The sequence below is a fragment of the Beggiatoa alba B18LD genome (assembly GCF_000245015.1).
Classification (GTDB): Bacteria; Pseudomonadota; Gammaproteobacteria; order Beggiatoales; family Beggiatoaceae; genus Beggiatoa; species Beggiatoa alba.
Genome location: NZ_JH600070.1, coordinates 902,311 through 915,970 on the forward strand (window position 1 = coordinate 902,311; position 13,660 = coordinate 915,970).

Sequence of the window (13,660 nt, forward strand, 5' to 3'; positions counted from 1 at the left end):
AATCTTGCAAGATAGCAATGTTAGTCTTTTCATCATTGCATTGAGCGGATAAAGTAGTAAAGCGTTAATCCTGTACCTACGGTGACAATGAAGCGTTTAAGCTGGTGTGGTGGTAAACAACGGGCAAGGCTTACCCCAAAATATCCCCCAACAATTGTGCCTAACATCATTATCAGGGTATGTGACCAACTCACTGCGCCTGCAAGCGTAAAGGTAATGACTGCAACGCTATAGATGATGGCAGAAAGAATATTTTTTAAGGCATTCAGGGTATGCAACTCTTCCTGATGGCTAATCGCTAACGCCCCTAAAAGCATAATCCCTAAACCCGCACCAAAAAAACCGCCATAGATGGCAGTAAACAATTTTACGAGTGTCTCTAATACACGCCGTTGTAAACTTGCGGGTTGATGTGTTTGTGTGTGACGAACATATTTTTTTATCTGATCACTGAATGCAAATAGTAAAGTTGCAAGTAAAATAAGGTAAGGAATCAAATAGGTAAAGAGACGTTCTTCAATATATAACAGTAATATCCCGCCCAAACCCCCGCCAATGAATGCTATAAGACTTAATGAGAGTAACCGATTTTTTAAGGGGCGCAATTCTTGACGATATGCCCAAGCTCCCGCAATGCTTGCAGGGCAAAGTGCAACGGTATTACTTGCATTTGCGGTAATTGGGGGTACACCTATCGCAAGCAGGACAGGGAATGTAAAGAATGTGCCGCCACCTGCAATACTGTTTAACGCACCCGCAAATAACGCCATGCTAATCAGTAATAGGCTGTTGAATAAACTAATTTCCATAAAATTATTAGCAATTATTTTATAAGGATTGTTTTAAACGTTTCGCTGTTTCCGCTAAGCGTTTTCCTAATGCACGACATAAACGCTGTTCTTCATCGCTTAATATTGCCTGCGAATTTCCCCCCGCAAAATGACTCGCCCCGTAAGGTGTTCCACCACTGCGCGTATTGCTCAAATCAGTTTCTGTATAAGGGATTCCCACAATTAACATGCCGTGGTGCAACAAGGGAGGCAACATAGACAATAAAGTGGTTTCTTGCCCGCCATGCAAACTACTAGACGCTGTAAAAACACAAGCTGGTTTACCAACCAATGAGCCAGCCAACCATAAACGGCTGGTTTGATCAAGAAAATATTTCACGGGGGCTGCCATATTGCCAAAATGGCAAGGACTGCCTAACGCCAAACCATCACAGTTTTGTAAATCTTCTAACGTAACGTAAGGCGCACCTTTATCAGGAATAGCAGGCTCTGTCGCGTCACACACGGGGGAAACAGGGGGGACGGTGCGTAATTTTGCTTGGCAATTGTCAACAGATTCAATGCCACGTGCAATCTTTTGTGCCATTTGTGCCACATGTCCATGACGACTGTAATACAAAACGAGAATTTCTAACATCATAAATTTTACTTGTTTATCTGGGTTAATAAATGAGATGAAAAGATGAAATTGCAAATTGCTGGTATCGTAGCAAAAAACCAACAGCGTGGCATATATCACATATGGCTGTCGTATATTCCCCAACTTTTGAAAAGAAGATATTTTACATTTCAGGGCAATTTCGCGCTTTTTTCATTTAATGCGTAGTTTTCTTGACAGTCAATTATACACTGGTAATAATTTTAGCCAAAAAACACTTATAGTTATCTTTAACTTCTTTTCAATATTTTTAATTAGTTATTTAGCATTTTCCCTGAAAATATCAGCTTATTAAGCTAAATTTTCAAATAAACAGGGAATAAATTATTATATTCTTCTTTCCTAACCAGTGGAGTTCATTCATGCGAACTGTACCGCAGTCCTTTGGTACTGTATTGTGCTTATTGTTGACTATAGGTGGTTGTGCGAGTGTCCCTATTCAAGAAATGAGCGATGCTCGCCAAGCGTTAAAAGCCGCTGAAGATGTGCAAGCAGAACGTTATGCAACCTCAAAACTTGAGGCAGCAAAGGAAAGTTTATTAGAAGCCGAACAAAACTTAGAACAAGGGCATATGGGACAAGCACGCTATGCAGCCGTACGAGCAAAAGAGCAAGCGGTTGGCGCACATAATGTTACCATCGCATTAGACAGAGCGGGAGAAATGTGGGAGCGGTTGGTTAATTTAGGCTTACAGCCTGCGTATATCGCTATTATTTTACAAAAGGCAAAAAGCAGTGCTGAAGAAGGTTCAATTGAAGAATCACTGTCATTAGTTGAAATATTTTTTCGTGAAGGACGTGATTATTTAAACCAATTTTACTTAGAACAAGCCCACATTTTATTAGAAACCGTGCGCAATAATCAGTCTCATTTAAATACTAATCAATTAGCAACTTTTCAAGCTGCTGAATTGGCTTATCAAGCAGAACGAGGGGAAGAAGCGATAAACTTAATTAGAAATCTTCATAACCGCCTACAAGCAATTATCCCCTAAGGTCTTGGCATATGCCTAAATTTTGCTTAAGGTATAGCTAATGACCTGCCATCAAATGTTATACAATACGTATAACACACCGAATTAACTTGCTGATTCCAGATGTAGCAACACTATTGATATATTCTTACCGTATTTTTGACGAAGTAAGGCAAAATATAGCAAGTTTTGGGCAGTGTTCAGAATAGACTCACCCCTGCATGAGCCTGTGGTGAGAATAACTAGTAACATGTCAGCTCCTACTCCTACTGAGAAATGTCGTGGTTTCAAAGTTATCATTCCAACTACGGTTTTTACTCCTGTTACTCGGATGCCATTTTTCTGCTGCGACATTCGCAAATCCGCCTGTTGCCGCAGAATATCAAGTAAAAGCCGCTTTTTTATATAATTTTGCTAATTTTGTGACATGGCCTAGTTCAGCATTTACAAGCAATCAACAGGCCTTTCGAATCTGTATTTTCGGTTTAGACCCTTTTGAATTAATCCTTGATAACGTCTTAGAAAATCAAAATGCAAAAGGTAGAAAAATTATTGCGGTTCGCTTATCTGATATAAATGACTTATCTAACTGTCATATTGTATTTATTAGTCAATCTGCACAATACCAATTAAAAAATTTACTCAATAGATTAAGTTCATACGCTGTTTTAACGGTGAGTGATATTCCTAATTTTGCTTTAGAAGGTGGCATGATAGAACTATTTACCGTTGATAATAAAATCCGATTAGCCATTAATCCCAATAAATTAGAGCAAGTAGGCATAAAAGCGGATGCTAATTTATTGAGACTGTCTAAAATCGTTCGTCCTGTACAGGATTAGAGCATGAGAGCATTTGCTAACTTCTCCATCCGTTATAAATTAATATTTATCACGATGTTAACAAACATCGTCGCCTTACTCGTTGCCTCAACATTCTTTGCCGTAAACGAAGTGAATTCTTTACGAGCAGCAATGATTCGTGATTACACCGTTTTAGCCAAAGTATTAGGCGCAAATAGCACCGCGCCCTTAACCTTTCTTGCACCAGAAGCAGCAAAAGAATCGCTTGCCTCTCTTAGCTTTGAACCCAATGTCACCGCAGCCGTTATTTATGATGAACAAGGCTCTGTATTTGCAGTATATCAACGTGATGAATCTATTTCATTTACGCCACCACCACGCGAAGACCCACACTATCGATTTCAATCAGATCATTTAGATATTTTTGAACAAATTATTTTTAAAAATAAACCGATTGGTTCTGTGTATATTCAATCTGATTTAGGGCGAATTAATAGTTTACTGAGCGAATATGTATTTATTATTCTAGCTATTTTACTAGTTTGCATTGCGCTTGCGTTTGGGGTTTCCATGTTTTTACAACCACTGATTTCCCGCCCTATATTACACCTCGTGGAAACTGCGCGACTGATTGGAAAACAAGGAGATTATGGAATTAGAGCGCGTTCTTATGGCAATGATGAATTAGGATTACTGGTTAAAGGTTTTAATAACATGTTGTCGCAAATTCAAAAACGCGACCAAATGCTGGCAAAACACCGTGAACATTTAGAAGAACAAGTATCGTTACGCACGGCTGAACTATCCTTCACAAATCAAGCCTTAGAAAAAACCATACAAGATTTGCAGGAAGCCAAAGAAGCCGCAGAAGCCGCAAGCCAAACAAAAAGCGAATTTTTAGCCAATATGAGCCACGAAATTCGTACCCCAATGAACGCCGTGATTGGTATGGCTGGATTGTTGCGCGAAACCCATTTAAACCAACAACAACGTGATTTTGTAGAAACCATACGGACAAGTAGCGATACATTATTATGCTTAATTAATGATATTCTTGATTTTTCTAAAATCGATGCAGGAAAATTAGAGTTAGAAGAAAATTTATTTGATTTACGGGAATGTGTCGAGTCTGCATTAGATTTAGTCGCACCACGAGCAGCAGAAAAGAATTTAGAATTAACTGCGTTCTTTGATCATGAAATGCAACGTGTTCCTGAATATTTATGTGGCGACGTTACACGATTACGACAGATTTTAGTGAATTTATTGACAAACGCCGTGAAATTCACAGAAAAAGGGGAAGTCGTTGTGATGATTTCCGCACAACCCCTATTAGAAGAAAAACAAATCGAATTATATTTTGCCGTGAAAGATACAGGCATTGGTATTCCACCAGATAGAATTAACCGGCTTTTTCAATCATTTAGTCAAGTTGATGCCTCCATGACCCGTAAATATGGTGGCTCTGGGTTAGGATTAGCAATTTCTAAACACTTATGCGAATTGATGAAAGGGCGGATTTGGATAGACAGCGAATTAGGCAAAGGCTCAACATTTCACTTTACCATTACAGCACAAGTCGGAGAAAATCCAAATATACAAAATGTTAGCGACGTTTCCGTTGAGTTAGAAGGTAAACGCTTGCTGATTATTGACGACAATGCCACGAATTTGCGGATTTTAAAACTGCAAGCACAACAATGGGGAATGGTGGTTGAAGAGGCTTTTTCAGGCAAAGAAGCACTTGCACGTTTAGCACAACCTACAAAATTTGACTTATTAATCCTAGATATGCAAATGCCTGAAATGGATGGTATTACACTGGCGTACGAAATCCGTAAATTATACAGCATAGAAACGTTACCCATTATTATGTTGACCTCTTTAGGGCGACACCATGCAGATATTAGCCCACATCTATTCTCTGCCTATTTAACCAAACCTGTTAAAGCAAAACATTTACTAACTGTTGTAAAATCAATCTTTAATCCTAAAGCCGTCAGTGCCGATGAAGTCAATCACATCACAGTCACTGATCAAAATATGGCGAAAAAACATCCATTACGGATTTTATTGGCAGAGGATAATTTAACAAATCAAAAAGTTGCAATACACCTCTTACATCGTTTAGGGTATTCAGCAGATATTGCCAGCAATGGTAAAGAAGCGGTAGAAGCTGTTGCCAGACAAATGTATGATGTTATTTTAATGGATGTACAGATGCCAGAAATGGACGGATTTGAGGCAACACAACAGATTCGTGAACGTTGGCAGTATTTTACAACCCATAATCCTTACATTATTGCAATGACCGCCCATGCTTTGCAGGGATATCGGGAAAAATGTTTAGCTGCAGGCATGGATGATTACATTACAAAACCTGTGCGCCGTGAGGAATTAATGACTGCTTTGTGGCATTGCCCATCACGATTGAAAAAAATAGAAAGTGGATTGACAGGTAAGCCACAAACTGAAACATTACCAACCGTTACTACGGTAGTGGCACAACCAGAACAAGCACTACCACATGTAGATATTCAAAATACGATAACGACATCAACAATAATGACTGATAATACTCAATTAATCGTGCTGACAGAGCAATTGCAGGCAGCGTTATCTGCTTTAATCGGTGATGATGAACCTGAATTAGCGCAGGAACTCATGACGACTTATTTAGAGGGGAGTGAGGGTTTAATTGCACAGTTGATTACCGCAATTGCAAATCCTCACGCTATTGATTTACCACTATTAGCCCAAGTAACGCATAGTTTAAAATCCAGCAGTGCCAGTTTAGGGGCAACAGAGCTTGCCGAACATTGTAAAGAAGTAGAACATCAATCTCGTCAAGGAGATAGCACGGACATCGTTGTAAAAACGCAACGGGTTATTCGTGAATTTGCTTATGTTAAACAAGCCTTAGAAAGATTGTTAGGACTTGAACCCAGCACTTTACCTACATTGTCTGAGGAAAACACAAACGCAGTTGCCAGTTCAACAACGGTAGCAGTCACGGACTTAGAAAGTTTAGAAAATCAAATTCATGAGTCTTTAACCCAATTAGTAGGCGATGAACGTGCGTTACTGTTAGAGTTGGTTGAAACCTATTTACGTGATAGTCAGCTACTTGTTGAAAATATTCAAACTTATCCAGAAAAACAAGATTTAAATATCGTTGAACGTGCAAGTCATAGTTTAAAATCCAGCAGTGCCAGTTTAGGGGCTATCGAGCTTTCTGAATGGTGTCGTCAAATCGAAGCACATGCCCGCCAAGCAGAAACACAAGCTCTTAGCGAAAAAGTGGCAAATCTAGTAGCTGAATATCAACAGGTTAAACTTGTACTAGAACGTTTTTTTTTGCCCATAACTCCTTCTGCTAATGTCAATAACTTACAAACAGTTGATGATGTTGTAAGAGTATCCGAAGAAGTTCCTACAACGGTTGAACAACTGATTAAAAATGTTAAAGAAGCACTATTAACGATTACAGGCGAAGAGGATGCTGTACTATTTAACGAATTTATAAGCAGCTATCTGCAAGAATCAGAACAAGCAATGCAAGCCTTGCAACAAGCTGTCTTGCAACAAGATACTGGGAAAATCATTAAGTTAAATCATACTTTCAAAGTAAATAGTGTCAATATTGGTTTATCACGATTAAGCCTATTAAGTCAGCAATTAGAACAATCTGCTAGAAATTACAAAATTAATAGTTTATCGCAGATATTCTCATTACTAACAGAAGAATATCAACAAGTTAAAAATGCGTTAAATCAAATTAAACACCCTTCTATCACGACAGAATTAAAAAAAAAGTCATTACTAGCGACTGTTAAAGAAGAAAATGAGGGATTTACGATTGTAAATCCCATTCCCGCCAATGTTAAAATTCTCGTAGTTGATGACCAACCCTATGATTCCCTATTAGTTAGTGCTTACTTGCGCGAAGAGGGTTATAACGTTCTAGTCGCCAGCACAGGACAAGAAGCCTTAGAACTGGTTATTAATCAAGTCCCCAATCTTGTTTTATCTGATGTCATGATGCCTGAAATGGACGGCTTTGAAGTCTGTCGTCAGATTAAAGCCCGTCATGAAAGCATTTTAACCCCCGTTGTTTTACTCACTGCGTTAGAAGGACGCACGGAGCGCATTAAAGGGATTCAGGCAGGCGCGGATGAGTTCATTTCTAAACCGATTAACCGTGAAGAATTAATTGCGCGGATTCGCTCCCTATTGCGTTATCAATGTGTTCGCCAACAATTAGAAGAAGCACAAAAGTCTCAATTAAAAAATGTTTTTAAACGCTATGTTTCCCCAAAATTAGTCGATGAAATTTTAGCTACCCCTCAAAAAGCTGAAATTGTCTTAGCCAATCAAAAAAATCGGCTAAATGGGGTCATTATGTTTGCTGATTTACGGGGTTTTACAACCATGTCAGAGTTTTTACAACCTGTTGAAGTGGTTGATTTATTGAATGAGTTTTTTACGATGTTGACAGAAATTGGCTATCAGTATGATGGTACGATTTTCAACATGGCAGGGGATTGTTTACTTATTGGTTTTGGTGTGCCATTTCCCCAAGAGGATGCCGCTTTACGCGCAATTCAAGCCGCAATTGATATGCAATTCGCATTTATCACCTTACGACAGACTTGGCAAACGGAGTATCAAGTAGATGTTGGTTTAGGAATAGGTGTTAATAAGGGAGAAGTGATTGTCGGCAATGTAGGCTCGCCTAACTATATGAATTATACAGTTATTGGAGATACTGTGAATGTTGCCTCACGTTTAGTCAATTTAGCAGAACGTGGAGAAATTATTTTGTCAGCGAGTGTCTATCAAATGATTAAAGAAATATCATTTACCTATCCAATAGACCCACTCGCTCCTGTACAATTAAAAGGTAAATCTTCTTTACAACAAATTTATCGCATTATGTGTCCTTCTGCCTAATAATCGCTATGTTAAAAACAAATCCTTCACAAAATCCAAGCATAAATCTAACTCTCACGCAAAAAACTATATTAAGCATACTTATTTTATGTTTGTTGCTAGTTGTAGGTAGCATTTTTATGTTACAAAAAATTAAGGAGGATTCACAACAAAGCATTTTTCAGTATGTATTACAACAAGAAATTTTATATGACTTAGTTCACAATACACATCTTCGTTTAATTCACTTACAAAAAATAGCCTTATTAACAGGTCCTATTATTCGACAAACGCTTTACCATGAACTTAAGCAAAAACAAGAAAATATCTTAGATAAGCAACAACAATTAAGCAGTTTATTTACATCTTCAAGTGAACAAGCAAAAATATTAGAAGAGGCAATTACGCTGAATGAGCGAGTTATTATTCAATATCGTCAATTCTTAGACACACTACTCACTGATTTACCTTTTGATAATCAACGATTTTTATCAGAAAATATTTTTCCATTAGAAACACAATTACAAGCATTATTAATGCAATTAATGAGTATTGGTAAACAAAATATCGATACTGTTAATCGTCAATATAGCCATGCTCAATGGTTTTTCTGGGTAAGTTATGGGGCTGTCTTTGCTGTATTAGTGCTGTTATTGATTTTAAGTATTTTAATTGGGCGTTATCTGCAAAATTTACAAAAACAGTTTAATTGGGTGACAGAAACAGCCGAAGCCGCTAATCAAGCAAAAACGAATTTTTTAACCAATATTAGCCATGAAATCCGTACTCCTTTAAATGCCGTTGTTGGTGCAACACATTTATTGCATAAAACGACTTTAAGTGAAACCCAATCAGAATTAATAGAAACTATTCAACGGAGTAGTCAAGAATTCCTACAGTTAATCGATAATATTCTCGATTTTTCTAAAATAGACACTGGACAATTAACATTAGAGGAAGAAGTCTTCGAATTACGTCCTGTGGTTGAAAAAACCTTACGTCGAATTGCGCCAAAAGCGTTAACAAAAGGAATTCAATTAACCCTTATGTTAGACCGCAATGTCCCGACGACTGTTGTTGGCGATATGATTCGCTTTCAGCAAGTGTTAAATCATTTGTTAGATAATGCCGTCAAATTTACAGAAAAAGGCGATATTATCCTGACAATTACCCGACATATCATCAGTGCAGAAAAAATTGAATTATTCTGTACGGTCAAAGATACAGGGGTTGGAATTCCTATCGAACAGTTAGACAGTTTATTTAAATCTTTTAGCCAGCTAGATGCGTCCGTCACGCGCCGTTATGGTGGAACTGGTTTAGGTTTAGCAATCTGTCAACAATTATGTCAATTGATGGGTGGGACTATCTGGGTTGAAAGTCAAGTTAATCAAGGCTCTAGCTTCTATTTTACTATTAACTTGGCATTACCGCCGCAAGTGAATCAAGAAATACAGAACATACATATAGAAACACCCCCTCCTTTGCGAATTTTAGTGGTAGAAGACAATGAAACCAGTCGTAGAGTGGCCGCCTTGTTGTTTAACAGTATGGGCTATGAGGTAGATTTAGCTAATGATGGGCAAGAAGCGATAGAAGCCGTTAATCGTCACGTTTATGATATTGTCTTTATGGATATTCAAATGCCTGAAATGGATGGTATTGAAGCAACACGACGCATTCATGAAGCATGGCCAGCAACCCAACGCCCTTATATCGTTGCAATGACTGCGCACGCGCTACGAGGTGATCGCGAAAAATGTTTAGCGGCTGGGATGAATGATTATATTGCGAAACCTGTACGCCCTGTGGATTTATTAGCGGCAATTAATCGCTGGCAAGCCTCTTTCACCACACAACAAAACCAAGTCAATCCATGGATAAAAATCGTCATGACCGATTCTATGGGCAACTGGCTCTAAATTTCCTTTAAAAACCTGCCTTTTTATATCCAATGTCTAGTGAACTAACTGTTTTTCGTGTGCTATTAAAACGTGATTTAATGCTGGCTTATCGGCATCGAGCGGAGTTAATTAACCCACTGTTATTTTTTCTTATCGTTGTCAGTCTATTTCCGCTAGGAGTCTCACCTGACCCGAAAATGTTGCAACAAATTGCACCTGGGGTAATTTGGGTTGCTGCATTACTGGCGGCAATGCTTTCTTTAGATAATTTATTTCGTTCAGATTTTGACGATGGCAGTTTAGAACAAATTGCCTTGTGTGCGCATCCCTTACCGTTGCTCGTTCTTGCGAAAACCTTAGCACATTGGCTAGTGACAGGATTGCCATTACTGTTAGTCTCGCCTTTACTGGGAATATTCATGTTTTTACCAGCAGAAGCGATAAGTATTTTATTATTAACGCTTTTACTCGGCACACCTATTTTAAGCCTTGTCGGGGGCATTGGGGTTGCGCTCACGGTAGGTTTACGGCGTGGCGGATTATTACTGTCATTACTGGTATTACCGTTATTTATTCCTGTACTCATTTTTGCGGCAAGTGCGGTGAATGCGGCTAGCAGTGGTTTACCCGTTGCGGGACAACTTTATTTTTTAGGCGCATTACTCTCATTAGCCCTAACCCTCTCACCATTTGCAACGGCTGCCGCTTTACGGATTAGTTTAAGTTAATGCACGTCATAATGACTTAAATTTATCACGTTACACTGACATGTAAGCCTTAAACAATTCACCTCATGCAAGTTTCACAACGTATCTATGACGATAAATACACCTACTGATGACCCACGTTATCAAGCAATTCGCCGTGTTACATGGGTTGGTGTTGGCTGTAATTTATGCTTAACCCTACTACAACTATTTATTGGTTGGGTGGGACATTCTCAAGCATTGATTGCAGATGGATTGCACACGCTTTCCGATTTACTCAGCGACTTTGTTGTCTTAGTTGCAGCGAAATACAGCGGACAAGCTGCGGATGAAAAACATCCTTATGGACATGCTCGTTTTGAAACATTAGCAACGGTTATCATTGGCATGTTATTAATCCTTGTAGGCATTGGCATTTTTGCAGATGGATTACGCCGTTTACTCAGCCCTCAATTATTATTGCAACCAAATACGCTGACATTAGGAATTGCACTCATCACGATTCTAAGCAAAGAAGGCTTGTATCACTACACTGTTTATATTGCAAAAAAAGTTAATTCTAAAATGTTACTGGCAAATGCTTGGCATCATCGGAGTGATGCAATTTCATCTGTTATTGTTTTCATTGGTATTTTAGGCAGTTTATTTTTTCACCTGAATGCAGCGGATGCACTGGCTGCAATTGGGGTAAGCATCATGATTATGCATATTGGTTGGTTATTGGGATGGGGAGGCATTGAAGAACTGGTCGATACGGGCTTAGAAAAAAGTAAATTAGCACAAATCAAGGCAATGATTAAAACTGTCGATGGTGTACGTACCCTGCATGAATTACGAACACGCCAAATGGGCGCAAATGCATTGATTGATGTCCATGTGCTTGTTAATCCAATGATTAGCGTGTCAGAAGGGCATCAAATTGGGGAAGTCGTGCGTCAAAAATTAATGGATAACATTGCTGAAGTTACGGATGTCACTGTACATATTGATGCAGAAAACGATTTTGTTCGCCATCCCGATATTCATTTACCCCTACGCCAAGAAGTTATTGACCGTTTACAACACTGTTGGCAATCGATTGAATGTTCTAAAGCCATCCAACAAATGACCTTGCATTATTTATCTAACCGCATAAACGTTGATGTATATTTGCCCTTTCATGTCGCAAAAGATATTCAAGACGCGCAACATTTAGCACAACAGTTCGACGACTTAGCTGAAGCTGAACCTTATATCCGCAAAATACGGGTTTATTTTCATTAACTTGTCTGAATCAGGATTAGCAGGATTAAAAAGCGTGATTCACCTGACTTTTGGGTTTGAGGGTTTTAAATCCTGCTAATCCTGTTAATTCTGAAAATCCTGATTCAGACAATGTTTTAATCTTGTCTGGTCAACCCTTTTCGCGTGTTCCGACAGACCTGCTAGGTTTTGAAAACCTAGCAGGTCTTTGTTTTATTTTATAAATATTGCCGAACTCAGGTTTGATAGATTTATAAAAAGGTAATACCTACCTGAAACAATCGTTCTACAGCATCAATCCGTTTTTTGTCCATTAAAAATAAGATGACATGGTCTTCTGCTTCTATAACAGTGTCATGATGTGCCATGATGACTTGTTCACCACGAACAATTGCGCCAATCGTTGTGCCGGGGGGGAGTTTTATTTGGTCTATACGTCTGCCAACGACTTTTGAGGCTTTTGCGTCACCGTGGGCAATGGCTTCAATGGCTTCAGCAGCACCGCGTCGGAGAGAGTGGACAACGACAACATCGCCACGGCGGACATGGGCAAGTAGTGTGCCGATAGTGGCTTGTTGTGGGGAGATTGCAATATCTATTGTGCTACTTTGTACAAGGTCAACATAGGCAGCACGGTTGATAAGTGCCATTACTTTGCGTGCCCCCATGCTTTTGGCGAGCATGGCGGAAAGGATGTTAATTTGGTCGTCATTGGTCACGGCGCAGAAAATGTCGGTTTCGCTGATATTTTCTTGACGGAGTAGGTCTTCATCCGCCGCTTCACCGTGTAGCACTATCGTATTATTCAGGAGTTCGGATATTTCTTCGGTGCGGGTGGCGTTGCGTTCTATGAGCTTGACTTGATAACGGGTTTCTAGGGCGGCTGCCAGTCGTGTGCCGATGTTGCCCCCGCCTGCAATCATGATGCGTTTGCTGGGTCGGTCTAGTTCGCGTAAACAGCCCATAACGCTACGAATGTGTTTGGTTGCGGCTAAGAAAAAAACTTCGTCATCTGCTTCAATGATGGTGTCGCCTTCAGGAAGTATGGCGCGACCCCGTCGGAAAATCGCGGCAATGCGTGCTTCTACATCGGGCATGTAGTCTTCTAATACTCGAATGGCTTGCCCAACTAAAGGACCACCATAGAAGGCTTTAACAGCAACCAGTTGGACTTTACCCGCAGAGAAATCTAGGACTTGGAGCGCGTCAGGGTAATCAATCAGGCGTTGAATGTAATGTGTTACCAGTTGTTCTGGGCTAATGCGTACATCAACGGCTAATGCACCAGGGGCAAATAGGTCTTTGTGTTTGATGTAGTCTGCTTCGCGTACACGGGCAATTTTGGTGGGGGTGTGAAAGAGGGTGTGGGCGATTTGACAGGCTATCATGTTGGTTTCATCGCTATTGGTAACAGCAATGAGCATGTCGGCATCTTCTGCACCTGCTTTGAGTAGAACGCTGGGGTGGGCGGCGTGTCCGTGTACGGTGCGTAGGTCTAAATGGTCTTGTAGGTTTTGCAAAAGGCTTGCGTTTTGGTCAACAACGGTAATGTCATTGGCTTCGACAGATAGGTTGTTCGCCAGTGAAGTGCCGACTTGTCCTGCCCCAAGAATAATGATTTTCATAGTTTTTGTTTTGTGGCAATGGGG

The 13,660-nt window shown here is 39.7% G+C and carries 8 protein-coding genes and 1 pseudogene; 6 read left to right on the top strand and 3 right to left on the bottom strand.

The genetic code is table 11. The features are described from left to right. Positions 1 to 32 precede the first annotated feature (32 nt). Together BEGALDRAFT_RS03625 and wrbA are read right to left on the bottom strand one after the other, a co-directional pair. Positions 33 to 809 (bottom strand): sulfite exporter TauE/SafE family protein, encoded by a 777-nt coding sequence (locus BEGALDRAFT_RS03625; RefSeq protein ID WP_002683743.1) that lies wholly within the window; start codon positions 807 to 809, stop codon positions 33 to 35. 19 nt (positions 810 to 828) lie between these two features. Further along, the gene (gene wrbA, locus BEGALDRAFT_RS03630) at positions 829 to 1,428 is read right to left on the bottom strand and encodes an NAD(P)H:quinone oxidoreductase (RefSeq protein ID WP_040295191.1); all 600 of its coding nucleotides are present in this window, start codon (positions 1,426 to 1,428) and stop codon (positions 829 to 831) included. Between the two features lie 383 nt (positions 1,429 to 1,811). Here wrbA and BEGALDRAFT_RS17825 point away from each other — a divergent pair, with 383 nt between their 5' ends. From BEGALDRAFT_RS17825 to BEGALDRAFT_RS03660, 6 genes are all read left to right on the top strand, one after another. Beyond that, complete coding sequence (locus BEGALDRAFT_RS17825; protein WP_002683746.1) at positions 1,812 to 2,444, top strand: DUF4398 domain-containing protein; 633 nt, start codon at positions 1,812 to 1,814, stop codon at positions 2,442 to 2,444. Positions 2,445 to 2,704: 260 nt separating this feature from the next. Further along, positions 2,705 to 3,265 (top strand): YfiR family protein, encoded by a 561-nt coding sequence (locus BEGALDRAFT_RS03640; protein ID WP_002683751.1) that lies wholly within the window; start codon positions 2,705 to 2,707, stop codon positions 3,263 to 3,265. Between the two features lie 3 nt (positions 3,266 to 3,268). Continuing rightward, positions 3,269 to 8,179, top strand: coding sequence for a response regulator (locus BEGALDRAFT_RS17830; RefSeq protein ID WP_002683752.1), 4,911 nt, complete (start codon positions 3,269 to 3,271; stop codon positions 8,177 to 8,179). Positions 8,180 to 8,298: 119 nt separating this feature from the next. After that, positions 8,299 to 10,080, top strand: a complete 1,782-nt coding sequence (locus BEGALDRAFT_RS17835) for an ATP-binding protein (RefSeq protein ID WP_002683754.1) — start codon at positions 8,299 to 8,301, stop codon at positions 10,078 to 10,080. A 32-nt stretch (positions 10,081 to 10,112) separates the two neighbouring features. Then, positions 10,113 to 10,790 carry a heme exporter protein CcmB gene (gene ccmB, locus BEGALDRAFT_RS03655; RefSeq protein WP_002683755.1) on the top strand — a complete coding sequence of 226 codons (678 nt, stop codon included), beginning with the start codon at positions 10,113 to 10,115 and terminating at the stop codon, positions 10,788 to 10,790. 87 nt (positions 10,791 to 10,877) lie between these two features. After that, positions 10,878 to 12,032: a cation diffusion facilitator family transporter gene (locus BEGALDRAFT_RS03660; protein ID WP_002683756.1), complete on the top strand. Its 1,155-nt coding sequence runs from the start codon at positions 10,878 to 10,880 to the stop codon at positions 12,030 to 12,032. Between the two features lie 230 nt (positions 12,033 to 12,262). On the opposite strand, the pseudogene trkA reads toward BEGALDRAFT_RS03660, so the two are convergent. Then, a pseudogene (trkA, locus tag BEGALDRAFT_RS03665) lies at positions 12,263 to 13,639 on the bottom strand (Trk system potassium transporter TrkA); the annotation flags it as partial. Positions 13,640 to 13,660: the final 21 nt, after the last annotated feature.